The following is a 24,399-nucleotide window of genomic DNA, read 5'->3' as shown; positions in this document are numbered from 1 at the left end:
TGGAGAGGGGAGAGGTTGAGTGTGTGGTCAGAGGCCTTCGACGAAGGCTTTGTAGCCATCTTCGTCCATCAGTCCGTCGAGCTCGCCTTCGTCGGCAATGGTCATCTTGAAGAACCAGCCGCCGTCTTCGGGCGAGGTGTTGACCAGCGCGGGGTCTTCTTCCAGCGCTGGGTTCACTTCGGTGATCTCGCCGGTGATCGGGGCGTAGACGTCCGATGCTGCCTTGACGCTTTCGACCACGGCGGCGTCCTTGCCCTGCTCGATCAGCGCGCCGACTTCGGGCAGTTCGACAAAGACGATGTCGCCCAGCTGGCCCTGCGCATATTCGGTGATGCCAACGGTGGCGATATCGCCTTCGACATCGATCCATTCGTGTTCGTCGGTGTAGTAACGCATGGGTCAGCTCCCTCGGTAATAGCGGTGGGGTACGAAAGGCGTGGGCGAAACGGCGGCAGCGAGACGCTTGCCGCGGACTTCAACTTCGAGCGCAGTGCCGATGGCAGCGTGTTCGGCAGCGACATAGGCCATGGCGATCGGCGCGCCCAAGGTGGGCGAGAAGCCGCCACTGGTGACGATTCCGACATGCGCCGCGCCTGCGAAAACTTCCGCGCCCTCGCGGGCAGGCAGGCGGCCGTCGATGGTGAGGCCGACCCACTTGCGCGCTGTGCCCTCTGCGATCTCGCGGATGATGCGGTCAGCGCCGGGGAAACCGCCTTCGGTGCGGCGACGCTTGTTGATGCCAAAGATCAGGCCCGCTTCGATGGGGCTGGTCTCGGGGGACATGTCGTGCCCGTAAAGCGGCAGCCCGGCTTCGAGGCGCAGCGAGTCCCGCGCGCCAAGGCCGATGGGCTTCACTTCCGGTTCGGCGCACAGCAAGTCGGCGATCTCGGCGGCGGCATCGGCGGGGAGCGAAATTTCGAACCCGTCCTCGCCCGTGTAGCCCGCCCGCGCGATGGTGACATCATGGCCTGCGAGCTGGAAGCGGCCGAACTTCATGAAGGTCAGTGCGCTCAGCGGATATTCGCCGGTCGCATGGCGCGCCAGAGCGTCCGCCGCCTTGGGGCCCTGCAAGGCGAGCAGCGCGCGGTCGTCAAGGTAGTTCAGCGTAATGTCGTCCGGCAGCGCCTCGCGCAGGGTGCCCATGTCGTCCCACTTGGTCGCGCCGTTCACCACCAGATAGAGCGCATCCGGCCAGCGCGAGACCATCAGGTCATCCAGCACCCCGCCCTCTTCATCCAGCAACAGCGAATAGCGCTGCTGGCCGAGCTTCAGCGTCGACAGATCGATTGGCAGGACGGCCTCGACCGCCGCATCGAGATCGGGGCCGGACAGCAGCAGCTGGCCCATGTGCGACACATCGAACAGCCCCGCGCTCTCACGCGTCCAATTGTGCTCGGCAACGATGCCCTCATACTGGATCGGCATTTCGTAGCCCGCGAAAGGCACCATCCGCGCTCCGCGTGCACGGTGCCAGGCATCGAGCGGCAGCGCGTCCAAGGGGATATCTTCGAGATGGTCTTCGCTATCGTGGTCGGTCACTCGGAAAATCCCCGGCAGAATACGGCAGTCCGGCAGCGCACGCGGCACTGCTTCGTCACTGCCCCCTCTGTCGGGTGACCTGAGAGCTTCGGCGCATCCGCCAACGCGGCGGGACGCCTCCCCTTCGGTGGCCCCGGACGAATCCGGGACGCTTTCCAGAGTGTCACGCAGCCGAGCGGTCCGGTGGCCTGAGAGTTTCCGGGGCGGTTGCTCCTTCGGCGCCTTTGCGCACAGCGTGCGCATCGGGCTCTCCCGCTCGCCTGCCCGCCACAGAATCGCTCCTGCGGCGGAAGACGTTCTCGCCCTGCTTGATTTGCTGCACCGCGTCAATCGGGCGAAACGCGCAGGCTTGGGGGAAAACGCATTTGCGCTTCCTTGCGAGGCTGAATAGACACGGGGGCGGGATGAACCTCACTGAAATCTATCTGATCGCGCTAACGATCATCTTCGCCGTGCCGTGGCTGGTGTGGCGCGTGCTGCGCACCGATTACTGGGCGCCGCTGGTCGTGGTGCAGATCGTGGGCGGCATTCTGCTCGGCCCCGGCGTGCTGGGCGCGGTGTTCCCGGATTACTACGCCTTCGTGTTCCGGCCCGATGTGATCATCGCGCTCAACGGCGTGGCGTGGTGGGCGGTGATGCTGTTCGTGTGGATCGCGGGGATCGAGCTCGATCTGTCGCAGGCATGGAAGCATCGGGGCGAGACCGGGCTGACGGCGGGACTGGCGCTCGGCGCGCCGCTGATCGCCGGGACGCTGGCGGCGGCGGTGATCCTGCAATTCCCGGGCTGGCGCGGGCCGAACGGCCAATACTGGCAGGCGTTGCTGGGCATCGGCATGGCCTGCGCGGTCACCGCGCTGCCGATCCTCGTGCTGCTGATGGAGAAGCTCGGAATCCTGCGCGAGCAGCTCGGCCAACGCATCCTGCGCTATGCCAGCCTCGATGACATCGCGATCTGGGGCGTCTTGGCGATCATTCTGCTCGATTGGGAGCGGATCGGGCGGCAGGCGGTGTTTCTCGTCGGGTTCACGCTGGCGGCGTGGGCGGTGCGGTGGCTGATGGCGCGCCTGTCGGAGAATGACCGCTGGCCGGTGGGGCTGATCTGGCTGGCGATCTGCGGGCTGGCGGGCGATTGGTCGGGCCTGCACTACATGGTCGGCGCGTTTCTGGCGGGCGTGGTGCTCGATGCCAAATGGTTCGGCCACGAGGCGATGGACCGGTTCCGCAACGTGGTACTGCTCACCGTGATGCCGGTGTTCTTCCTCTCGACCGGCCTCAGAACCCAGTGGGAGGGCGGCGGGCTCGCCGTGTTCGGTGTTGCCGCATTGCTGCTGGTGGCGGCCGTCGGGGGCAAGCTCATCGGCGTCCACATCGCCGGACGGATGCTCGGCTGGAGCCGCACCGAGGCGAGCCTGATCGGCTGGCTGCTCCAGACCAAGGCGCTGATCATGATCATCTTCGCCAACATCCTGCTCGACAAGCAGGTGATCACGCCCACGACTTTCACCGCGCTGCTGCTGATGGCGGTGGGCAGCACGATGCTGACCAAGCCTTTCGCTACACCCCTGATCGCGAAACTGGGCGAGCGGATCAAGGCCGAGGCGTAACAGCGCCATCCGCGAAGTCCCTCCCCATCGCTTCGAGAGGTGGAGGGATCTGAAGGCTACTCCCCCACCATCTCCAGCGCCCGCACCATCAGCGCCGTTTCGCGCGGGTCGGCAGCGGCGGTTTCCACCTCGCCAGACGGCGGCGGCACTTCGGTGGTGAAATAGGCAAAGCCCTGATCATCCGCGATCGAGAACCACAGGCCGGACCGCAGGCCATAGGCCTCACCCCCGTGGCCGAGGCGTTCGCGGCCATCTTGGAACAGGTCGTCCTTGCACGGGTCAAACGCCAGCAACCCATAGGCTCCGAGACCATAGCCGCAGAAGCCCGCCGCCGCCGCGCCCGATGCATCATCATTCGCCGACCCGATCAGCGCATAAATCCATAGCTCCGCCGCCTTGTCGGACAGAAAGCCATTGCGCTCCATCCGCAGCAACGCCTGTCCGATCTTGGCGAGGTCCATCATCCCGATCCGAACGCCCCCTTGCGGCGAAAAGATCGAGGCATTGGTGCCCGGCACATAGCTGGCCAAATCGCAGGGCTGACCCTCGGCCACCGGGATCGTGCAAGCGGGCGGCAAGTCCTCCGGCGCATCGCGGGCCACTTCGCCGGTATCGCGGTAGAGCGTCACGGCGCGGGCCTCCATGTCCGGCCCGCACCCGAGCCAGTTCAAGCACGCCTTCACCCCCAGCGGCGCAAACACCAGCCGCTCCACCAGCCGGTCATACCGCTCGCCCGAGGCCGCTTCGAGTGCGGTCGCGACCAACGGCGAGCCGAGGTTGGCATATTCGAACGCCGCGTCCCCCGGCGGGCCGGTATCGCGCCACGCGGCGGGATCGCCGAGTTTTGCCTCAAGGCTCTCCCCCAGAGGGATAATGTAGCCTGCCTTGTCAGAAAGCCCCGCGCGGTGGGACAAGAGGTGCGAAAGCGTAACGGCCACGTCGGGATGGTACGGTGAGCGCAGCTTCCAGCCGAGATAGTCCGAAACATCGCGGGTCAGATCGACCTTGCCCTCGTCCATCAGCCGCAGTGCCGTCAGCGCCATGATCAGCTTGGAGATGCTGGCAATCCGCACCGGATCATTGGCTTCGAGCGCGCGGCCCGTCTGCTTGTTCGCCAGCCCCTCGACGATCAGCGGGGTGATGCTGTCGCGATCAAACGCCACCACCACCGTCGCAGGAGGCGGGGCGGCGAGCGCGGGCGGCGGGGCAAGCAGCGCAAGGGCGGCGACAAGGCGGCGGATCATGCCGCGCATCATCGCTCGCCCGTGCGCGGCGTCAATCGAGATTCGGCCTGAGCCAGCGTTCCGCGGTCGCCAGATCGACCCCGCGCCGTGCGGCATATTCCTCGACCTGATCCGGCCCCACGCGGGCAACGCCGAAATACTGCGCTTCGGGGTGACCGAAATAGAACCCGCTCACCGCCGCCGTCGGCCACATCGCGAAGCTTTCGGTCAGCGTCAGACCGGTGTTGGCAGGCGCATCAAGCAGGTCGAACAGGATCGGCTTCAGCGAGTGATCCGGGCACGCGGGATAGCCGGGAGCCGGGCGGATGCCGCGATATTCTTCCTTGATCAGCGCCTCGCACGTCAGCTGCTCGCCCGGTGCATAGCCCCACAAGGTCGTGCGGACATGCTGGTGCAGCGCTTCGGCAAAGGCTTCGGCAAAGCGGTCAGCCAGCGCCTTCAGCAGGATGTCGGAATAATCGTCCTTGTCGGCCTGAAAGCGCGCAGAGTGATCGTCGATCCCGTGGATGCCGACTGCAAAGCCGCCGATCCAGTCGCCGCTCGGGTCGATAAAGTCGGCGAGGCACATGTTGGCCCGCTCGCGCGATTTCTTCACCTGCTGGCGCAGCATCGGGAGGCGCGCGCCGTTGTCGAGCACGATGTCATCCCCGTCGCGCCCGCACGGCCACAGGCCCGCCACGCCGCGTGCGGTCAGCCACTTTTCGGCGATGATCTGATCGAGCATCGCGTTGGCATCAGCGAACAATTGCGTCGCGGTTTCGCCCACCACCTCGTCGGAGAGAATCGCAGGGTAGGTGCCGTGGAGTTCCCACGCGCGGAAGAACGGCGTCCAGTCAATGAACCCGCGAAGATGTGACAATGACCAGTCATCGAACACGTGAAGACCCGGCTGTGCGGGCGCAGCCGGCTTGGCGGCCATGTCGGCGGGAAAGGCATTGGCGCGCGCATCGGCAAGGCTGAGCAGCGCGCTCACCGTCTTGCCGGCGCGGGCATCGCGCACAGCGATATATTCATCCTCAACCTGCGCGACATATTCATCGCGCTGGGTGTCGGACAGCAGCTTGGAGGCAACCCCGACCGCACGGCTCGCGTCGAGCACGTGGATAACCGGGCCTTCATAAGCCGGGTCGATCTTGAGCGCGGTGTGCACCTTGGAGGTGGTCGCCCCGCCGATCAGCAGCGGCATGGTCATGCCCGCGCGCTGCATTTCTTCGGCCACCGTCACCATCTCGTCCAATGAGGGGGTGATGAGGCCAGAGAGGCCGATCATGTCGGCCTTGTTGTCGTTGGCGGCAGCGAGGATCGTCGGCCAAGGCACCATCACGCCAAGGTCGATCACATCATAGCCGTTGCACTGGAGCACGACGCCGACGATGTTCTTGCCGATGTCGTGGACGTCACCCTTTACGGTGGCCATGATGATCTTGCCCTTGGCCTTGCGTTCCTCTTCGGGGAGCAAGTCCTTTTCCGCCTCGATATAGGGGATGAGGTGCGCGACCGCCTTCTTCATCACGCGGGCTGACTTCACCACCTGCGGCAGGAACATCTTGCCTGAGCCGAACAGGTCACCGACGACGTTCATGCCGTCCATCAGCGGGCCTTCGATCACTTCGATCGGGCGGCCACCGGCTTCGGCGATGGCGGCGCGCATGATCTCGGTATCGTCGACGATATGCGCGTCGATGCCCTTGACCAGCGCGTGTTCGAGCCGCTTTTCCACCGCCCAGCCGCGCCATTCCTCGGCGGCCTTTTCGTCGGCGACGTTCTTGCCCTTGAAGCTCTCGGCGAGGGTTATGAGGCGCTCGGTGGCGTCGGGATCGCGGTTGAGGATCACGTCCTCGCAGGCGTCACGCAGCGCAGGGTCGATCTGGTCATAGACGTCCAATTGCCCCGCGTTGACGATGGCCATGTCGAGGCCCGCCGGGATCGCGTGGTAGAGGAACACCGAGTGCATCGCGCGGCGCACGGGTTCATTGCCGCGGAACGAGAAGCTGAGGTTGGAGAGGCCGCCCGAGTAATGCGCATGCGGGCACAATTCGCGCAGTTCCTTCACCGCCTCGATGAAGTCGACGCCATAATTGTTGTGCTCCTCGATCCCCGTCGCGACCGCGAAGATGTTGGGGTCGAAGATGATGTCTTCGGGCGGGAAGCCCTCGGCCACCAGCAGATCATAGGCGCGCTTGCAGATTTCGACCTTGCGTTGCTTGGTGTCGGCCTGCCCCGTCTCATCGAAGGCCATGACCACCACCGCTGCGCCGTAATCCATGCAGATGCGCGCGTGTTCGAGGAAGGCGGCTTCGCCCTCCTTCATCGAGATCGAGTTCACGATCGGCTTGCCGGAAACGCATTTCAGCCCGGCCTCGATCACGTGGAATTTCGAGCTGTCGATCATCACCGGCACGCGGGCGATATCGGGTTCGGCGGCGATCAGCTTGAGGAAGGTCGTCATCGCGTGGACCGCATCGAGCAGCCCTTCGTCCATGTTGACGTCGATCACCTGCGCGCCGTTTTCGACCTGCTGGCGCGCGACTTCGACGGCGGCCGGGTAATCGCCTGCCATGATCAGCTTCTTGAACGCGGCCGAGCCGGTGACGTTGGTGCGTTCACCGATGTTGATGAAGCGGGCGGAGGAGGGTTGGGTCATTTTTGTCTCTCAAGCCCCTCCCCTTGAGGGGAGGGGAGACGTAAGGTCAAATACTCCGCGAGATCACTTCCTTCATGATCTCGTTCGTCCCGCCGAAGATGCGCGTCACGCGCGCATCGCGCCACAGGCGGGCGATGGCGTATTCGTTCATGTAGCCTGCCCCGCCATGGAGTTGCAGCGACGCATCGCACAGTTCCCATTGCAGATCGGTGTGCCACAGCTTGGCCGCGCTCGCTTCGGCGGTGGTGAGTTCGCCTGCGAGATGCTTCTTGATCGCCCAGTCGAGGTGCGCCCAGCCGACTTGGAGCTTGGCCTTGAGGTCGGCGAGGGTGAACTTGGTGTTCTGGAATTCGAACACCGTCTTCCCGAAAGCCTTGCGGTCCTTGGTGAAGGTCACCGCCTCGTCAAACGCCCGCTGCGCCGCCGCCTGCGCGCCGACCGCGATGCCGAGGCGTTCTTGCGGCAGCTCCTCCATCAGGTGCACAAACCCCATGCCCTCAGCGCCGAGGATGTTGGTCATCGGCACGCGGCAGTCGTTGAAGAACAGCTCGGAGGTATCGGCGGCGTGCTGGCCGATCTTGTCGAGATTGCGCCCGCGCTCGAAGCCGGGGGTGTCGGCGTCGACCAGCACAAGGCTGATGCCCTTTGCGCCGCGCTCGGGATCGGTCTTGGCGACCACGATCACGCAATCGGCGTTCTGGCCATTGGTAATGTAGGTCTTCGAGCCGTTGATGACGAGGTGATTGCCGTCCTTCTTGGCGGTGGTGCGGATGCCCTGAAGATCGGAGCCTGCGCCCGGTTCGGTCATGGCGATCGCGGTGATGATGTCGCCGCTGACCATGCCGGGGAGATATTTGGCGCGCTGTTCGGGGTTGCCGAGGCGCTCGAAATAGTTCGCGGTGATGTCATTCTGGAGCGTGAAGCCCGCCGAGGAACCGAGGTAGGACAGCTCTTCGGTCAGCACGCAGTTGAAGCCGAAATCGAGGCCGAGGCCGCCGTTCTCCTCCTTCACCGTCATGCACAGCATTCCGGCGTCGCCCATCTTCTTCCACACGTCGCGCGGGACGATGCCGTTGGCCTCGTGCTCGTCCATGTGCGGGGTCAGATGCTCGGCGAAGACCTTTCGGACGGTGTCGCGGAAGGCCTCATGGTCTTCGTTATAGGCGGTGCGGTATGAGGTCGCGAGCATGGCGGGGTGTCTCTCCAGGGAATGGGTTTTGATTTGCCACGATTGAACAGCCCGCGCGGGCAGGGGTCAAGTGCGAAAGTGGGGAGCCTTTCGACCCCTCCCAAATTCGTCACCCCGGACTTGGTCCGGGGCTAGGCTTCTTTGCGGTGTCAAACCAGAAGGCAGCCGAGCCCCGTGTCAAGCACGGGGCGACGGTGACGCATTAGGTGCGGCTGCACACCACCAGTACATGCAACCCATTGCTGTTATCGACCAGCACGGGCGTGGCGCGGCCTGTGGGCGTTTCGGCGAGGACCGGGAGCAATTGGCGCGGGACGTTGGTCGTCCCAACATAGGTGCTGCGGGTAAGGCGGGCACCCAAATCGCGCGCGAGTTTCCTTGCATCGCCGCAGGACTGGATCGCTTGGGTCTGTGCCTTGAAATCCGCAGGCGATATGCTGGCGGCCGGTAGCGACACCTGCAACAGGCGATAATTGTTCGACATCGACAGATTTTCCACTGCCACCTGGGCGGAAACGGCGGTGGGAGCGAGGACCATAGTCAGCGCAGTGGCGCACAGGGCAAGGCGAATGGGCATCGCGCACTCCTTCAGCTTGGCCAAAGCTGCGCCTGAATTGCTGAACGTCCCATGAATACAAGGCTATTTGCCCTGCGAATTCAACCCACAAACGCCCGTTCGATCACGAACTGCCCCGGCTTGTTGTTCGCGCCTTCCTCGAACCCGCGGCGTTCCAGATCGGCGGCGTGGTCCTTGATCATCGCCATGCTCCCGCACAACATCACGCGGTCCTCGTCCGGCACGAACCGCTGCGGGCCCTTCGACTGCTCGAACAGCCGGCCATCGTCGATCAGCGCCTGGATGCGGCCCTGCGTGCGGAAGGGTTCGCGGGTCACAGTGGGGACGTAGATCATCTTGGCGCGGTCTTCGTCTTCGAGCAACGGGTCGCCTTCGAGCTTCGATTCCAGCAGCTCGCGATAGGCCAGCTCGTTCACGTTGCGCACCGAATGCACCACGATCACTTCCTCGAACATCTGGTAGACTTCGGGATCGCGCACGAGGCTCATGAACGGCGCAAGCCCGGTACCGGTCGAAAGCATGAACAGCCGCTTGCCCGGCAGCAGCGCGTCGGTCACCAACGTGCCGGTCGGCTTCTTGCCGAGATAGATCGGATCGCCGACCTTGATGTGCTGGAGCCGCGAGGTCAGCGGGCCGTCCTGCACCTTGATCGAGAGGAATTCCAACTCCTCGTCATAGCTGGGCGACGCCACCGAATAGGCGCGCAGCAGCGGCTTGCCGTTGTCACCCGGCAGGCCGATCATCACGAACTCGCCCGAGCGGAAGCGGAAGCTCGGCGGGCGGGTCATCTTCAGCGTGAACAGCCCCTCGCACCAGTGGTGGACGTAGGTGATGGTCTCGACAGAGAGCGCCGCGCTTTCGGTAAACTGGTCGCGGTCGATGGTGGGCTGGTTCAAAACGGGCCTCGGATGTCAGGTCAGCGCCGCCCCCACGGGCAGCCGGAATGCGGGCGCAAATGGACGAGTAGCGCGCCCCCATCAAGACAGTTTAGTGTTAAGGGGTGAAAGCGGGCCTTGATCTGCCGCAATTCGCCTGCCCTTTGCCTGTCCCGCGTCAGTTCCAGCCAGCGCGGTCAAAGATTTTCACCGCTTCGGCCTGACCCTTGCCGATATCGGCGACACTCAGCGTATCGGCTTTGAATGCGCCGAGCGCCTCGACGGAGGAATTGGCCTTCAGCCCGATGCTCGCCGGGTATTCGTTGTTGCCGTCCGCGAAGTACCGCTGGGCGCTTTCCGAGGTCAGGTATTCGAGGAACTTCACCGCATTGTCGCGATTGGGTGCGGTCTTGACGAGGCCCGCGCCGCTGACGTTGACGTGGGTGCCGACCCCGCCCTGATCGGGGAAGATCACGCCGACCTTGTCAAAGATCGCCTTGGCGGCGGCATCGCCCCCGGCATAGCGGGCGAGATAGTAGGTGTTGACCACAGACACACGGCACTGCCCGGTGGCGACCGCTTCGATCATCGAAGTGTCATTGCCTTGCGGGGCTTGCTTGAAATTGGCGACCACGCCCTTGGTCCACGCCTCGGCTGCGGCAGCGCCCTTGTGGGCGATGATGCTGGAGAGGAGCGAGATGTTGTAGATGTTCGAGGACGACCGCATACAGATCGCGCCCTTCAGCGCCGGGCTGGCGAGATCGGCATAATTGGCAAGGCCCTGCGGCGCACCTTCGGCCTTGTTGTAGATGATGATCCGCGCGCGGGTCGACAGACCGAACCACAGCCCATCGGGGTGGCGCAGGTTGGCGGGCAGGCGTTCCTTCAGCACCGGCGAATCGACCGGAGCGAGAATGCCTGCCTCTTCCGCACGCCACAGCCGCCCGGCATCGACCGTGATGAGCAGGTCGGCCGGGCTGAACTCGCCCTCGGCCCCGATCCGTTCGATCAGCGCATCGGCATCGGCCTCGATCCGGTTGACCTTGATCCCGGTTTCACGGGTGAAATCCTCATAGAGCGCGAGATCGGTGTCATAGTGGCGCGAGGAATAGATGTTGACCTCACCCGTGATCGGTACCGCCGCGTCGCCTGCGTCATCAGCGCAGCCGGACAGCGCACCAAGGCTGACGAGAGCGCAGGCGGCAAGGACGAGGTTCTTCATGGGAGAGAGGCTTTCTGTGACTAATTGCGAATGACTTGCAATATAATCCAAGGCTGCGCAAGCCCTAACTGCGCGCGAAGGCCCGCACGCTGTCCGGGTCCGGCAGCACGCTGTAGGTCTTGCCCAGGTCAACCGGCAGCGCGGTTTCGACGGTGATCGCCGCCCCGTCTGCCCCTTGGAGCAGCACCCGATTGCGCGCGCCCATCGGATGGACATCCCGCACGGTGCAGCCGCGCATATCGGCCACCGGCACCAGCCGGTCAGCCTGCACCAGCAGATCGAAGGCGGGGGCATCGGGCACCTCGCCGATCAGGCTCTCCAGCGGCCACAAGCCGAACGGCGTGTCGAGGCCCTCCGCCCCGCGCGTGCCCGGGATGATCTGCGCGCCGCTGAAAATCGCTCCGACCGAGGCGGTCGAGGGCGCGTTGTGCAACTCCTGCGGGGTGCCAAACTGTATGATCCGCCCGCCTTCCATCACCGCGATCCGGTCCGCGATATCGAGCGCTTCGGCGGGGTCATGCGTCACCAGCACCACCGTCGCCCCCGCCTCGCGCAGCAGGATGCGACATTCGCGGCGGAGCTTGCGGCGCAGCACAATGTCGACGCTTGCAAAGGGCTCGTCCATCAGCAGCACCCGCGGCTCGGGCGCCATGGCGCGGGCGAGCGCGGCGCGCTGTTGCTGCCCGCCCGAAAGCTCGTGGGGATAGCGCGCGCCCATGCCCGCAAGCCCGACCTTGGCGAGCCAGCTATCCGCCTCATCGCGCCGCGCCTTGGGCAAACCGAAGGCGACATTGGCGGCCAGCGTCATGTGCGGAAACAGCGCGCCGTCCTGAAACACCAGCCCCACCGGCCGTGCTTCGGGCGGCGGGCTGCGCTGCGCGTCGGCCAGCACCTCGCCCGCCAGCGCAACCTCGCCCTGCTGCACGCGCAGCAAGCCTGCCGCTAGGCCAAGCAGTGTTGACTTCCCGCAACCCGACGCGCCAAGCAGGCACGTGATTTCCCCCGCGGGCGCGGTAAAGCTGATATCCTCCAGCGCCCGCACCTCACCGTATGCATGGGCAATATGACGAAATTCGAGGCTCAATGGCTGATCCTGCCCTCACGGCGCGTGGGTTTCGGGGGAAACTCCCGGTGAGCCGCCTTAGGCAAATTGCAGGCCATGGTGCAAGCGGTGGCGGTTGGAGCGCGGCGGCGTTGGCCATCGCCGCGCTGGCCGGATTGCCGATTGCCGCGATCGCCTGGGCCTCGCTCGCAGGAGGCGGAGAGGCGATTGCCGATCTCGCTGCGACCGTACTGCCGACCTATGTCGCCAACACCGCGCTCTTGATGCTGCTGGCGGGCGGCATCGCGGCGGTGGTGGGGACCGGCTGCGCGTGGCTTGTCGCCGCGACCCGCTTTCCGGGGCGCCGTGTGCTGAGTTGGGCGCTGGTGCTGCCCCTCGCCCTGCCCGCCTATCTGGCCGCCTATATCTATGCCGACCTGCTCGATTTCGCCGGACCACTGCAAAGCGCCTTGCGCGCGAGCATGGGCTGGGGGGCGGAGGATTACGCCTTCCCCGATATCCGCTCGCTGGGCGGCGGGGCCTTTGTGCTGGGCTTTGTGCTCTATCCTTACGTCTATCTGCTGGCCCGCACCGCCTTTGCAACTCAGAGCCTCACGCAATTCCGCGCCGCCCGCAGCCTTGGCGCCGCGCCTGCGCGGGCGTTCTGGCGCGTGGCGCTGCCCGCCGCCCGCCCTGCCATTGCGGGGGGGCTGGCGCTGGTGCTGATGGAGGTGCTCGCCGATTTCGGCGTGGCCGAATATTTCGCGATCCCCACCTTCTCGACCGGGATCTTCCGCAGCTGGCTGGCGATGGGCGACAAAGCCGCCGCTTTGAAGCTCGCCGCGATCATGCTGGTCTTCGTCATCGCGCTGGTGGCGTGGGAGGCGCAGAGCCGGCGCGGACGCAGTGACAGTCGCGATGGCCTCGCCGCGCGGCGGGGCGAGGAACCGCTGGTGGCTCTGACGCCGCTGGGCAAGGGGCTGGCCTGCCTCGCCTGCGCCGTGCCGGTGCTGCTCGGCTTCGTGCTGCCCGCCGGATACCTCGCCACCCTTGCGCTGACCCCGATCGCGCAGGCCGCAGCAGGCGACCTCCCTACCTATATCCGCGGGAGCCTGTGGCTGGGCCTTGCTGCGGCAAGCCTGTGCCTTGTCGCCGCGCTTGTGCTCGCCTTTGCCCGCGCGCGCTCGGCCTCGCGCGTCACGGCCAGCGCGATCCGGCTGGCGACGCTGGGCTATGCGCTGCCGGGCGCCTTGCTCGCGGTCGGCCTGCTCGCGCCGCTCGGCGCCTTCGATCAGAGCCTGACCCGCTTCGCCCGCGACAATCTCGGCTGGAGCGGCGGGTTGTTGCTGACCGGCACCAGCGCGCTGCTGATCTATGCGCTGTCGGTGCGGTTCATGACGGTCGCTTACAACAGCGTCAGCGGCGGGCTGGCGCGCATCCCTCCCGGCCTTGATGCCGCCGCGCGGAGTCTTGGCGCTGCGCCGTCCCGCGTGCTCGCCCGGATCTATGCGCCGCTTCTCGCCCCGAGCCTGACGGGCGCGGCGGCGCTGGTGTTCATCGATACTGTGCGCGAACTGCCCGCGACGCTGATCCTGCGCCCGTTCAACCTCGAAACGCTGGCCACCCGCACCTATCGGCTCGCCAGTGACGAACGGCTGGTGGAAGCTGCGATCCCCGCGCTGATCCTGCTGGCGGCAGGGTTGCTGCCGGTGCTGGTGCTGAACCGGCTCGGGAAGCGGTAGAAAACTGTCCAGCCAGCCTGTCACACGGCTTGTCCGACGCGCGACAAGCGTTCACAAGACGCTCCACATGGCACGCTTCCCCTTCTCTGCAATCGTCGGTCAGGACGAGATGAAACAGGCGCTTCTGATCGCCGCCGTCGACCCCAGCATTGGCGGGGTGATGGTGTTCGGCGATCGCGGCACGGGCAAGTCCACTGCCGCGCGCGCGCTCGCCAGCCTGCTGCCGCCGATCATGGCCGCAGATGGCTGCCCCTATGGCGCCTCGAAAGAGGATCAGGCGCGTTATCCCGGCGTCTGCGGCACCGGCAAGATGGTCAAGCGCGCGGTGCCCTTCGTCGATATGCCCTTGGGCGCGACCGAGGACCGGGTGATCGGCTCGCTCGATCTGGAACGCGCGCTGCGCTCGGGCGAAAAGGCGTTCGAGCCCGGTCTGCTGGCCAAGGCGCATCGCGGGTTCCTTTACATCGACGAGATCAACCTGCTCGAAGATCACCTCGTCGACCTGCTGCTGGACGTGGCGGCTTCGGGCGAGAACGTGGTCGAGCGGGAAGGCCTGTCCGTCCGCCACCCGGCCAAGTTCGTGCTGATCGGCAGCGGCAACCCGGAAGAGGGCGAATTGCGCCCGCAATTGCTCGACCGCTTCGGCCTGTCGGTCGAAGTGCGCAGCCCCAAGGATATCGAGGTCCGCATCGCGATCATGCGCCTCGTCGCCGAGAACGAGCGTGATCCTGAAAGCTTCGCGGCGCGTTGGGCGGGTGAGGACGAGGCGATCCTCAAGCGGGTCGCCAAGGGCAAGGCGCGGCTGCCCAAGCTGGAAGCGGGCGATGATGTGCTGCGCGATGCTGCCAACCTGTGCCTCGCCGTGGGCGCGGACGGGCTGCGCGGCGAGCTTACCCTGATGCGCGCCGCCCGTGCGCTGGCGGCGCTGGAGGGGGCCAAGAGCGTCACCCGCAAGCATATGATCGCCATTGCCCCCCTCGCACTGCGCCACCGGCTGCGGCGCGATGTGCTGGACGAAACCGGCTCCACCGTGCGCATCACCCGGGCGATTGCCGAGCTGTTCGGATGACCCTCGACGACACCGCTGACCCGCTCGATGATGCGGTTCTGGCGGCGCGGCTGTTTGCTCTGGCTCCGGCCATCTTCAAAGGCATGGTCCTGCGCGGCAACAGCCCCGCACGCGAGGCGCTTGTGGCGGCCTTGGGCGCAGCGGTGACGCTCAGGCGGATGCCGGGACATATTGATGATGAGCGGCTGCTGGGCGGGATCGATCTCGCCGCCAGCCTCTCGGCCGGTCGCCCGATCCGTCAGACGGGTCTGATCGAGGAAGCGCGCGGCGGCGCTCTGCTCGCTGGGATGGCCGAGCGGATGGATGGCAGCATTGCCGGACGGTTGGCGCAAGCACTGGACGAGGGGCAGGCCGCGCTGGTGCTGCTCGACGATGCGACCGAGCCCGAGGAAGCGCCGCCCGCCAGCCTGACCGAACGGCTGGCCTTCGCCTGTGACCTGTCCACCTCGCGGCGCTGGCAGGGGGTGGAGCTGGCTCCTGCGGTTGGCACTTTGGCGCAGGTCGCGCCGCTGGATGACGACGCCCTGCGCGCGCTCGCCGCGACCGCTGACGCGCTGGGGGTGGAGAGCGTGCGGGCGCTGATCTTCGCCGGAGAGGCGGCGCGCGGGCTCGCGGCGCTCGACGGGCGCGGCGCTGCCGAAAAAGGCGATCTGACCGGCGCCGTGCGGCTGGTGCTCGTCCCACGCGCCACGCGCCTCCCGTCGCAAGAACAGGAGGCCCCGCCGGAAGACCAGCCGCCGCCGCCTGAGGGCGAGCGGGATGACCAGTCCGACAGCGAACAGCAGCAGCAGGAACTCGACCTCTCCGACATCCTGGTCGAAGCGGCGAAGGCGGCGATCCCGGCGGACCTGCTCGCGCAGCTCGCCCAAGGCAAAGCCCCGCGCCGCTCGTCCAGCAGCGGCACCGGGCAGAAACGCAAGGCCGCCACGCGCGGAAAGCCTCTGGGTGCGCGTCCGGGGATGCCGCGCGGCGGGGCCAAGCTGGCGTTGATCGACTCGCTGCGGGCGGCCGTGCCGTGGCAGGCCGTGCGTCGGCGCGAAGCGGGCGGCAATGACGCCTCGGCGATCCTGATGCGCAAGGAAGACCTGCGCATTCGCCGGTTCGAGGAACGCGCCGCCCGCGTCACGATCTTCGCCGTCGATGCCAGCGGATCGGCAGCGGCGGCGCGTCTCGCCGAGGCCAAAGGCGCGGTCGAGCTGATGCTTGGGCAGGCCTATGTCACCCGCTCCGAAGTTGCGTTGGTTGCCTTCCGGGGAACGAGCGCGGAACTGATCCTGCCGCCCACCCGCTCGCTTACCCGCGCGCGGCGGACGCTGGCGGAATTGCCCGGCGGCGGGGGCACGCCGCTCGCGATGGGTCTCAACACTGCCCGCGAAGTGGCCGAAGCCGTGATCGCACGCGGGCGCAGCGCGGCGCTGGTGATCCTGACCGATGGCCGCGCAAACATCGCCGCAGACGGCTCACCCGGCAGGCCCCAGGCCGCCGCCGATGCGGAGTCCGCCGCCAAGGCCATCTACGCGCGCGGGATCGACGCATTGGTGGTTGATATCTCCGCCCGCCCTGGCCCCGAGGGCGCGGCGCTGGCCGCTGCGCTGGGCGGCCGCTTCCTCGCCCTCCCCCGCGCCGATGCCCGGATGATCACGGCTGCGATCAACGCCGTCCAGCCCATCGGCAAGGCGGCATGAGCAGCCTCGACTGGAACCGCGAGGGCCTGATCTGGCCGCACCGCGAGGCAAGTGACTTCGTGAGCCTTGGCGCCAAGCGCTGGCATGTGCAGCGCATGGGGAGCGGCCCGCCGCTCCTCCTCCTCCACGGCACCGGCGCTTCGGTCCATTCATGGCGCGGGCTGATGCCGCTGCTGGCCCAAAGCCACACCGTCATCGCCCCCGATCTGCCCCGCCATGCCTTTACCACGGGCCATGATGCCTATGCGATGAGCCTGCCGGCAATGGCGGGCGAGATTGCGGGGCTGATGCAGGCGCTCGACATCCAGCCCACCGCGATCATCGGCCATTCGGCCGGGGCGGCGATTGCGCTGCAAATGGCGCTCGATCACGGCTACACCGGCCCGATCATCGGCCTCAATTCCGCGCTGCGGCCCTTCCCCGGCGCGCTCGCACAGATTTTCCCGGCGGTCGCCAAAGCGTTGTTCGTCAATCCGCTGGTGCCGCGTTTCTTTGCCGGGAGCATCGACCTTGTCGGCGGCGCCAAGAAGTTCCTGTGGCGCTCCACCCATTCACACATCGATGCCGAGGGCCTCGCCTGTTACCGCACGCTGCTGAAGCACCCCGCGCACGCTGGGGGCGCGCTGGCCATGATGGCGAACTGGGACCTGCCCGGCCTGCGGTTACGAATGGGTGAGGTGCGCAATCCGGTGCTGCTGATCCACGGCGCGAACGACCCTGCCATCCCGCTCGACTGGGCGAAGGACGCCCATAGCTGGCTGGCGAACGCGCGGCTGGACGTGCTCCCCGGTCTCGGCCATCTTGCCCATGAGGAAGCGCCCGAGAAAGCCGCCGCGCTGATCGCCGCCTTCCTCGCCGAGCACAATCAGGAGGCGCGCCATGGATAGCGGCACATTCGGATGGATCGAGCTGGTGCTGTTCTATGGCATCGCGATCGGGTTCGGCGTCTGGCAGTGGGTGAAGATGGACCGCATGCTGAAGAAGACCCGCGCCGAAAAGGCGGCAAAAGACGCGGCCGAGCGCGAGGGCGGACCGCCTGCCCCCTGACGCAACTTGCGTTGATTGAAGATCGCTGCGAGCGCGACGTGTGCACGCCTGAACCGATCGCATCCTATCCCATGTGAATTTCCTTTGGCAGGCGGCAGCTTTTCGGCCATGGGCCGCGTTCACCGCCGCGCCCGCGAGCGCGTCTGAAACGCTCGAACATCGTTCTTCGAAATCTTTATTGGAAAACGATGTTTTTCATGGACGCGCTGACAGGAAGCCTTGCAAACGATCTGATCAACCCGGCGGCTTCGCGGCGCGTGAATCTGCTATCCGTCCCGGGCCTGCCTGAACTGGTTCTTGCGCTGTCATTCCTGTTGGTCGCCACGCTGCTGGCCTGGCGGTTTGACCTGCCATTCGTGCTCCCGGCGAGCGATGCGCTGGAATTCACCGGCATGAGTTACGGCGTGCCGCTGTCGCTGATCGGCGTGCTCGGGCTCTACCTGATCGTTACGAAGCAGGTCAGGCGGCTGGTCTATTATGGCCTCGCGGCAATCGCTTACGGCGTGATCCTGATTGCGCATTTCAATGTGAAACTCTGGATGAGCCTGATCAACCCCACCTTGTGGGATGATGTCTACTGGACAACCGATCAAGCCTTGCGGCCATTGGTTGACGCCGCCTTCGCCGTGCACCGCGGGGCCGACATGATCTTGCCGGTCGGCGAGCACCTGTATTTGTTCGCATTTCTGGCGATGTTCGCGGGCAGCATCATCGTCCATTCGGCGCAGTGCTTCATCGTGTTTCGCAAGGTCATCTTCACCGCCATGCTGGTGCACGTCCTCGGCGCACTGAGCTATCTGGTGATGCCGGCGGTGGGCCCGTTCCTTTACGAACCAGGCGTCAATGCGCTCGAAACCGCGCGGCAGGTCCACATGTATGGCGGTTACCAGGCCCTGGCGGCAGGCGGGCGGCCGTGGATCGCGAGCGAGGGCAGCCAGTACATGTTCGCTGCCGTGGCGGCCATGCCCTCGCTTCACGTCGCCTCATCCGCCGTGTTCGTTTACTTCGCTTGGAAGCATGTGCGCTGGCTGGGGGTCGCCTACCTGCCGCTGTTCACCTTCATCATCTTCGAAGCTGTGGCGACGCGCTGGCACTATTGGATCGACGTTGCCGCAGGGCTTGCGCTGACGGCACTGGCCATTGCCATCACGACGGCGGTGTTCCGCTCGCTGGAGGCCGAGGAGGCAGCGCGCCTGCGCTGACCAAGCTCCCGGCTTAACGGGCCCTCCGCGGCATCCGATAGGGCAGCATGAACTGCACGAGCGGCGAAGAAAACCGCCGCATATCGAGGCTCTCCTGCACCGCCACCACCTCTTCGCCCGCAAAGCGCGACGCGAGTTCGGAGCGGGCGTAGAACGGCGTATCCTCCCACGTGCGGCGCACTTCAGCGACGCCGATGTCCGAGCGGGTGCGGCGATCGACCCGCCACTTGCTCGGCGGCAATTGGGCGATGGGCGGCAGATCGACCGGCTCGGGCACACCATCCGCGCCGAACCGCAAGGCGCTGGCAAACAGCGAACCATCACCGCGCTCGCCTTCGTAGCACACCAATGCCCCTTCGTTCAGGTGCGCGCGCGACCAGTGCCAGGTGTTGAAGCCTGTCTCGAGCGGCTCTGCGCCGCGATTGTGATCGAGATAGGCCTTGCCGCTCCACGAAATGCCGGGCGAGCTCATCTCCACTTCGATCCGTGCGCGCGGAGCAAGGCAGTGCCAGATGTGGCTCTCGGCCCCGTCGAGCGCGAAGGCGGTGCGGTTGAGCGCCTCGGGGAACACCCGCACGCGTCCGCGCACCGGGCGCTGCCACGGGACGAACAGGCGGGTGTCACCCTCGACAATGTCGATCGTCAGCGCCTCACCATCCCAGCGCACGGAGCTCGGCCCGATGACGAGATTGCTGGCGTCACGCTCCACCGCGCCGCGCCCACGCTCGGTCATCACCCAGCGGTGCTGCGGGCCATAGAGCGCGACATTGAGCGAGGCGTGATCAAGCGGATCGCCCCGCCCGGAGCGCTTGTAATAGGGTGAAAACACGCTCCCGAGGAACGCGATGATCGTCAGCCCGTGCTGCCCGTCGTCACTGATCGCGTCGACATACCACCAGGAATAGCCACCGGGCGGGATGTCCTCATTGAAGCGAGGTCCTTCGCGATGACCCGCGCTGCCAGCTGCCCGGACAAGGCTGCCATGGGCACCCCAGCTGCCGGGTGGGTCGCCCCGCCCGTGCAATAAAGACCGGGCAGACGGGTCCGGGGCCCCTGCCGCTGGAAAGAGGCCGCCCAGCCGTGCGACGCTCTGCCATAGAGGGCGCCGCCCGTGGCCGGGAACAGGCCCTCCCAGTCCTGAGGGGTCATGAGCTGATGCGGCATGGACTCCTCCAGCTGCAGGCCGCAGCGTTTCAGCGTGGCCATCATGGCTTGCGTGCATCGGGCTCTCTCCTCGGGGGTATAGTCGTGGACGTCTCCGTTGGCGGGGGCGTTGACGATGATCTGGATCCGTTCGCGGCCCTGTGGGCGCGGCGCATGTTCGCTGGCGCCGCGGTCGATGGCGCAGACATAGACGGTCGGCTCTGACGGCGTGCCGCCTAGGCCGATCTCGCGGAACTCGCGGGCGTAGTCGCGCGAGAAAAAGACATTGTGGTGGGTGAGGTCGAAGCCGCTGGTCTCCGCATGGGCATACCACACGAGCGCGGAGAGCGAGCGCTTCGCCCGCGGAATCGCCGGCACCGCGCACGTGGCGTCTTGCCCGAAGCGTCCGGTGGCAAGCGCGCCCGGATCGCCGTTACAGATCACGATATCGGCCGGAATGACCTCGCCCGAGGCGAGCCTGACGCCGCTGGTGCGCCCGTTGGCGGTCAGCACTTCAGCAACCGCCGCATTGATCCGCACCCGCGCGCCGTGTCTTTCGGCAAGGCCTGCGATCGCCTTGGCCAGAGCGTGGATCCCGCCCTCAATCAGCCACACCCCGCGCGCCTCGACATGCGCGATCAGCATCAGTGTGGCGGGCGCGGCAAAGGGGGATGATCCGCAATAGGTGGCATAGCGTCCGAACAATTGCTGGAGGCGCGGGTCCTTGAAATGGCCTTCCAGCGCGTTCCACATCCCGTCGAACGGCCGCATCGCGAGCATATCGCCCAGCTTCCACGGTCCGATCCGCCACATCATCGGCAGCGGGGTCGACGCCTTGTCGCCGCGCAGGAACGGGTCTTCAAGCACTGCGAAGATGCGCGCCGCCTCTTCCGTGAAGCTGCGATAGCCGCGCGCGGCCTCCGCCCCGGCGAAAGCACCCACGGCGTCGATGCTGCGGTCGCGGTCGGCATAGAGATCGAGGTGGCCGCTATCATCCCACGCATGGCGCGCGATCACTTCGGCGCGGTTGACGGTGACATGATCCTCCAAAGCTGTGCCGCAGGCGGCAAAGACCTCGTCGAACACGTCGCGATAGGTGAAGACGGTCGGCCCGCCGTCAATGGCGGCCCCGTCGACTGCGACGCGGCGCGCCTTGCCGCCGACCCAGGCCTCTTTTTCGAGGACGGTCACATCGGCCCCGCGCGCCGCAAGCAAGGCGGCGCTGGTCAGCCCGCCTATCCCTGCCCCGATCACGACGACTCGCGCGTCCACCTGTCTCAGCTCCCGTCAACCCGGCGATTATCATTGACCTTACGCGCGTGTCTGTCCAATTATTTAGACATATGGCCAATGAAACATCCCGACAGTGAGCAAATGGACCGCATTCAAGGTCGGATATGTCACGCGCCGCAACCGTGTGTTTGCCTCGCCGAAGTTCCAGCACTGGGCCGCGCGCCTGCCGATCATCAAATGGATCGCCCGCTCCCGCGCTGATGCCGCTTTCGATCTGCTCGCCGGCTTCGCCTATTCGCAGGTCTTGCGCGCCTTTGTCGAAAGCGGGCTGTTCGATGTATTGAAGGACGGCCCGCTCAGCGCTGCCGCGATCGCCGCGCGGATCGACCTGTCAGAAAGCGCGGCGCTGACCCTGCTGCGCGCTGGCCGCCCGTTGATGCTGTCCGAGGAGCCTGCGCCTGACCAGTGGATGCTCGGCGAGCAAGGTGCTGTATTCGCGAGCAATCCCGGCGTTCAGGCGATGGTGCGCCATCACCGCCTGCTCTATGCCGACCTCGCGGATCCGCTGGGCCTGCTGCGCGCCGATCGGCAGGAGCCCACCGCGCTGTCACGCTTCTGGACCTATGCAGGCGCACTCCACGGGGCGAGCGAGCGCGGTACGGATACGGCGGAGTATTCGCAGCTGATGGCCGCATCGCAGCATTTCGTTGCCGACGAAGTGCTGGCCTCGGTCGGTTTCCGCGATGTCGAGCGGCTGCTCGATGTCGGCGGCGGGCATGGCGCGTTCCTGCGCCATATCGGCGCCGCCTGGCCGCATCTCACACTCGGTCTGTTCGATCTGCCCGAAGTGGCCGAGACCGGCGCCAAGCTGCTCGGCGAAGCGCTTGGGGCGAGCCGCGTGACAGGCCATCCGGGGAATTTTTTCAAGGATTCCATGCCCCAAGGCTACGACATGGTCTCGCTGATCCGGATCCTGCACGATCACGACGACGCGCCCGCGCAAAGCCTGCTCGCCAATATCCGCACCAGTCTTGCCCCTGGCGCACAGCTGCTGATTGCCGAGCCGATGGCGCAGATTCCCGGCGCAGAACCGATGGGGGAGGCATTTTTCGGCCTCTACCTCTGGGCGATGGGCTCAGGCCGGCCCCGCAGCCCCGCCGAGATCATCGCGATGCTGCACGCAGCCGGGTTCGCATCGGCTCGGGTCGTCGCGACAGCACAACCGGTCAACGCAAGCATCATTATTGCCCGGGCCTGAGCATAAATTGTCCAAGTTGTTTGACAGTCAATGTTGTAAGGCGTAGCAAACAGGTGGGAGAACGTTTTTTTCGGACTTTCGAGTCGGCGTTCGCGCTGCGGAATCCGGAAAAATGGGAGAACGAAGCGATGAATACCCTGGCCGTCATTCTTGAAGCTCCGGAGCGCCTTGCGCTTCGGTCGCTCGAGATGAAGCCGGTGGAAGCCGCAGACGTTCTTATCGAAATTGCCTTCAGCGGAATCAGTACCGGCACCGAGAAGTTGCTGTGGAGTGGTCGCATGCCGCCCTTCCCCGGCCTCGGCTATCCGCTGGTGCCTGGCTACGAATCAGTCGGCCGCATCGTCGATGCTGGCCCCGAAGCCCGCGCCCGGATCGGCGACTGGGTGTTTGTACCCGGCGCCAATTGCTACACCGACGCGCGCGGATTGTTTGGCGGTACGGCCAAGCGCGTGATCGTGCCTTCGGCGCGCGCGCTCCCCATTCCTGAACATCTCGGCGAATCCGGTGTGCTGTGCGCACTGGCCGCCACGGCACTCCACGCGATCAAGGGCGGCTTTGCCCGGCGCGAGGCGCTGCCTGACCTCATCATTGGCCACGGTGTGCTGGGCCGCCTGCTCGCCCGGCTAACGCTGGCCTTGGGTGGGACGGCGCCGACCGTGTGGGAAACCAACCCGGCCCGCCGCCTTGGCGCGGTTGGCTACAACGCCATCGATCCGGCGACGGACGACCGCCGCGATTATCACGCGATCTATGATGCCAGCGGCGACGCCGGCTTGATCGACGATCTCGTCATGCGTCTGGCCAAGGGCGGCGAGATCGTGCTGGCCGGCTTCTATTCCGAGCGGGTGAGCTTCGCCTTCCCCGCTGCCTTCATGCGTGAAGCGCACTTCCGGGTCGCCGCCGAATGGCAGCCCGGCGACCTCGCCGAAACGCGGGCACTGATCGAATGTGGGAGGCTCGATCTGAAGGGCCTCGTCACCAACCGGCGACCGGCAGGCGAGGCGCTCGACGCCTATCCGCAGGCCTTCACCGACCCCGATTGTCTAAAGATGGTTCTCGATTGGAGCGAATGCTGATGTCTGTGCTCGATACCCGAACCCTGGAAGATCAAGTCGCTGCCCTGCGCGAAGAAGCGGGGATGGAACCCGATCCGGTGCACACCGGCGAAGTGAAGTCTGAAACCCAGGTCATTGCGATTTACGGCAAGGGCGGCAGCGGCAAGAGCTTCGCGCTCTCCAACCTCAGCTACATGATGGCCCAGCAGGGCAAGCGCGTGCTGCTGATCGGTTGCGATCCCAAGTCGGATACCACCAGCCTGCTGTTTGGCGGCAAAAGCTGCCCGACGATCATCGAAACCTCTTCCAAGAAGAAGGCCGCCGGGGAAGAAGTCCGCATCGAAGATGTGTGCTTCCAGCGTGACGGCGTCTTCGCGATGGAGCTCGGCGGGCCTGAAGTCGGGCGCGGTTGCGGCGGTCGCGGGATCATCCACGGCTTCGAGCTGCTTGAAAAGCTGGGCTTCCACGACTGGGGCTTTGACTACGTGTTGCTCGATTTCCTCGGCGACGTGGTGTGCGGCGGCTTCGGCCTGCCGATCGCCCGCGACATGTGCCAGAAGGTGATCGTGGTAGGATCGAACGACCTCCAATCCCTCTACGTGGCGAACAATGTCTGCCAGGCGGTCGAATATTTCCGCAAGATGGGCGGCAATGTCGGCGTGGCCGGCATGATCATCAACAAGGATGACGGTACGGGCGAAGCCCACGCGTTTGCCGAAGCGGTCGGCATCCCGGTGCTCACTGCGATCCCGGCGAACGAAGACATCCGCCGCAAGAGCGCGAACTACCAGATCATCGGCATCCCCGGCGGCGAATGGGCGAGCCTGTTTGAAGACCTCGCCATCAATGTCGCCGAAGCGCCCCCGGTGCGCCCGACACCTTTGACGCAGGACGGCCTGCTCGGCCTGTTCAGCGCGGACGTGACCGGTGCCAACGTGGATCTCATCCCCGCCACACAGGCCGACATGCGCGGCGGTGTCTACGAAACCCGCCCGACCCTCGAAGTGATCTACGACGAGGCTTGATGCG

Annotated in this window: 21 protein-coding genes and 2 riboswitches; of the genes, 10 read left to right on the top strand and 11 right to left on the bottom strand. The window is 65.9% G+C overall.

What is annotated here, in order from left to right; translation table 11 throughout:
- Nucleotides 1–27: 27 nt before the first annotated feature.
- On the bottom strand, nt 28–396 hold the full coding sequence (gene gcvH, locus GVM20_RS10935) for a glycine cleavage system protein GcvH (RefSeq protein WP_160760217.1): 369 nt from the start codon (nt 394–396) through the stop codon (nt 28–30).
- A 3-nt stretch (nt 397–399) separates the two neighbouring features.
- Nucleotides 400–1,539 carry a glycine cleavage system aminomethyltransferase GcvT gene (gcvT, locus tag GVM20_RS10930; RefSeq protein WP_166547224.1) on the bottom strand — a complete coding sequence of 380 codons (1,140 nt, stop codon included), beginning with the start codon at nt 1,537–1,539 and terminating at the stop codon, nt 400–402.
- Nucleotides 1,540–1,596: 57 nt separating this feature from the next.
- A riboswitch (glycine riboswitch) is annotated at nt 1,597–1,705 on the bottom strand.
- A riboswitch (glycine riboswitch) is annotated at nt 1,706–1,804 on the bottom strand.
- Between the two features lie 139 nt (nt 1,805–1,943).
- Between gcvT and GVM20_RS10925 the strand changes: the two genes are divergently transcribed.
- Entirely contained in the window at nt 1,944–3,143 is a 1,200-nt protein-coding gene (locus GVM20_RS10925; protein WP_166547223.1) for a cation:proton antiporter, read from the top strand.
- Nucleotides 3,144–3,199: 56 nt separating this feature from the next.
- On the opposite strand, the gene GVM20_RS10920 is transcribed toward GVM20_RS10925, so the two are convergent.
- From GVM20_RS10920 to GVM20_RS10890, 7 genes are all read right to left on the bottom strand, one after another.
- The gene (locus tag GVM20_RS10920; protein ID WP_166547222.1) at nt 3,200–4,387 is read right to left on the bottom strand and encodes a serine hydrolase domain-containing protein; all 1,188 of its coding nucleotides are present in this window, start codon (nt 4,385–4,387) and stop codon (nt 3,200–3,202) included.
- Between the two features lie 31 nt (nt 4,388–4,418).
- Nucleotides 4,419–7,031, bottom strand: a complete 2,613-nt coding sequence (gene metH / locus GVM20_RS10915) for a methionine synthase (RefSeq protein WP_166547221.1) — start codon at nt 7,029–7,031, stop codon at nt 4,419–4,421.
- A gap of 46 nt (nt 7,032–7,077) precedes the next feature.
- Nucleotides 7,078–8,220, bottom strand: coding sequence for an acyl-CoA dehydrogenase family protein (locus GVM20_RS10910; protein WP_166547220.1), 1,143 nt, complete (start codon nt 8,218–8,220; stop codon nt 7,078–7,080).
- A gap of 202 nt (nt 8,221–8,422) precedes the next feature.
- A complete protein-coding gene (locus GVM20_RS10905) occupies nt 8,423–8,821 on the bottom strand; it encodes a hypothetical protein (protein ID WP_166547219.1) in 399 nt (132 codons plus the stop codon).
- 56 nt (nt 8,822–8,877) lie between these two features.
- Complete coding sequence (locus GVM20_RS10900; protein ID WP_166547218.1) at nt 8,878–9,693, bottom strand: ferredoxin--NADP reductase; 816 nt, start codon at nt 9,691–9,693, stop codon at nt 8,878–8,880.
- Between the two features lie 157 nt (nt 9,694–9,850).
- Nucleotides 9,851–10,894: a Fe(3+) ABC transporter substrate-binding protein gene (locus tag GVM20_RS10895; RefSeq protein WP_166547217.1), complete on the bottom strand. Its 1,044-nt coding sequence runs from the start codon at nt 10,892–10,894 to the stop codon at nt 9,851–9,853.
- Between the two features lie 64 nt (nt 10,895–10,958).
- Nucleotides 10,959–11,978 (bottom strand): ABC transporter ATP-binding protein, encoded by a 1,020-nt coding sequence (locus GVM20_RS10890; protein ID WP_199799561.1) that lies wholly within the window; start codon nt 11,976–11,978, stop codon nt 10,959–10,961.
- 47 nt (nt 11,979–12,025) lie between these two features.
- Between GVM20_RS10890 and GVM20_RS10885 the strand changes: the two genes are divergently transcribed.
- From GVM20_RS10885 to GVM20_RS10860, 6 genes are all read left to right on the top strand, one after another.
- Entirely contained in the window at nt 12,026–13,678 is a 1,653-nt protein-coding gene (locus tag GVM20_RS10885) for an ABC transporter permease (protein ID WP_353653145.1), read from the top strand.
- 67 nt (nt 13,679–13,745) lie between these two features.
- Nucleotides 13,746–14,747, top strand: coding sequence for a magnesium chelatase ATPase subunit I (gene bchI / locus GVM20_RS10880; RefSeq protein ID WP_166547215.1), 1,002 nt, complete (start codon nt 13,746–13,748; stop codon nt 14,745–14,747).
- Nucleotides 14,744–16,432: a magnesium chelatase subunit D gene (locus GVM20_RS10875; RefSeq protein WP_166547214.1), complete on the top strand. Its 1,689-nt coding sequence runs from the start codon at nt 14,744–14,746 to the stop codon at nt 16,430–16,432. The genes bchI and GVM20_RS10875 overlap by 4 nt, the downstream gene beginning before the upstream one ends.
- Nucleotides 16,429–17,319: an alpha/beta fold hydrolase BchO gene (gene bchO, locus GVM20_RS10870; RefSeq protein WP_166547213.1), complete on the top strand. Its 891-nt coding sequence runs from the start codon at nt 16,429–16,431 to the stop codon at nt 17,317–17,319. Before GVM20_RS10875 ends, bchO begins: the two co-directional genes overlap by 4 nt.
- A complete protein-coding gene (locus GVM20_RS10865; protein ID WP_166547212.1) occupies nt 17,312–17,479 on the top strand; it encodes a hypothetical protein in 168 nt (55 codons plus the stop codon). Before bchO ends, GVM20_RS10865 begins: the two co-directional genes overlap by 8 nt.
- Before the next feature lie 257 nt (nt 17,480–17,736).
- The gene (locus GVM20_RS10860) at nt 17,737–18,681 is read left to right on the top strand and encodes a phosphatase PAP2 family protein (RefSeq protein WP_166547211.1); all 945 of its coding nucleotides are present in this window, start codon (nt 17,737–17,739) and stop codon (nt 18,679–18,681) included.
- Between the two features lie 13 nt (nt 18,682–18,694).
- Here GVM20_RS10860 and GVM20_RS10855 read toward each other — a convergent pair whose 3' ends face one another.
- Both GVM20_RS10855 and crtD read right to left on the bottom strand, forming a co-directional pair.
- Nucleotides 18,695–19,600 (bottom strand): carotenoid 1,2-hydratase family protein, encoded by a 906-nt coding sequence (locus GVM20_RS10855; RefSeq protein WP_166547252.1) that lies wholly within the window; start codon nt 19,598–19,600, stop codon nt 18,695–18,697.
- Nucleotides 19,534–21,096: a 1-hydroxycarotenoid 3,4-desaturase CrtD gene (gene crtD / locus GVM20_RS10850; protein ID WP_166547210.1), complete on the bottom strand. Its 1,563-nt coding sequence runs from the start codon at nt 21,094–21,096 to the stop codon at nt 19,534–19,536. Before crtD ends, GVM20_RS10855 begins: the two co-directional genes overlap by 67 nt.
- A 94-nt stretch (nt 21,097–21,190) precedes the next feature.
- Here crtD and GVM20_RS10845 point away from each other — a divergent pair, with 94 nt between their 5' ends.
- The 3 genes from GVM20_RS10845 to GVM20_RS10835 all read left to right on the top strand — a co-directional run bounded on the left by GVM20_RS10845 (nt 21,191) and on the right by GVM20_RS10835 (nt 24,395).
- A complete protein-coding gene (locus tag GVM20_RS10845; RefSeq protein WP_166547209.1) occupies nt 21,191–22,315 on the top strand; it encodes a methyltransferase in 1,125 nt (374 codons plus the stop codon).
- Nucleotides 22,316–22,443: 128 nt separating this feature from the next.
- The gene (gene bchC / locus GVM20_RS10840) at nt 22,444–23,391 is read left to right on the top strand and encodes a chlorophyll synthesis pathway protein BchC (protein WP_166547208.1); all 948 of its coding nucleotides are present in this window, start codon (nt 22,444–22,446) and stop codon (nt 23,389–23,391) included.
- Nucleotides 23,385–24,395 (top strand): chlorophyllide a reductase iron protein subunit X, encoded by a 1,011-nt coding sequence (locus GVM20_RS10835; RefSeq protein WP_199799560.1) that lies wholly within the window; start codon nt 23,385–23,387, stop codon nt 24,393–24,395. The genes bchC and GVM20_RS10835 overlap by 7 nt, the downstream gene beginning before the upstream one ends.
- Nucleotides 24,396–24,399: the final 4 nt, after the last annotated feature.

This window comes from Porphyrobacter sp. SLTP, assembly GCF_009905735.1.
Taxonomy (GTDB): Bacteria; Pseudomonadota; Alphaproteobacteria; order Sphingomonadales; family Sphingomonadaceae; genus Erythrobacter.
This window is presented reverse-complemented; position numbering and strand designations above follow the sequence as displayed.

Coding starts and splice junctions, on each gene's coding strand:
- gcvH (WP_160760217.1), bottom strand. CDS start 396: ATGCGTTACTACACCGACGAACACGAATGGATCGATGTCGAAGGCGAT.
- GVM20_RS10925 (WP_166547223.1), top strand. CDS start 1,944: ATGAACCTCACTGAAATCTATCTGATCGCGCTAACGATCATCTTCGCC.
- GVM20_RS10920 (WP_166547222.1), bottom strand. CDS start 4,387: ATGATCCGCCGCCTTGTCGCCGCCCTTGCGCTGCTTGCCCCGCCGCCC.
- metH (WP_166547221.1), bottom strand. CDS start 7,031: ATGACCCAACCCTCCTCCGCCCGCTTCATCAACATCGGTGAACGCACC.
- GVM20_RS10910 (WP_166547220.1), bottom strand. CDS start 8,220: ATGCTCGCGACCTCATACCGCACCGCCTATAACGAAGACCATGAGGCC.
- GVM20_RS10895 (WP_166547217.1), bottom strand. CDS start 10,894: ATGAAGAACCTCGTCCTTGCCGCCTGCGCTCTCGTCAGCCTTGGTGCG.
- bchI (WP_166547215.1), top strand. CDS start 13,746: ATGGCACGCTTCCCCTTCTCTGCAATCGTCGGTCAGGACGAGATGAAA.
- GVM20_RS10875 (WP_166547214.1), top strand. CDS start 14,744: ATGACCCTCGACGACACCGCTGACCCGCTCGATGATGCGGTTCTGGCG.
- bchO (WP_166547213.1), top strand. CDS start 16,429: ATGAGCAGCCTCGACTGGAACCGCGAGGGCCTGATCTGGCCGCACCGC.
- GVM20_RS10865 (WP_166547212.1), top strand. CDS start 17,312: ATGGATAGCGGCACATTCGGATGGATCGAGCTGGTGCTGTTCTATGGC.
- bchC (WP_166547208.1), top strand. CDS start 22,444: ATGAATACCCTGGCCGTCATTCTTGAAGCTCCGGAGCGCCTTGCGCTT.
- GVM20_RS10835 (WP_199799560.1), top strand. CDS start 23,385: ATGCTGATGTCTGTGCTCGATACCCGAACCCTGGAAGATCAAGTCGCT.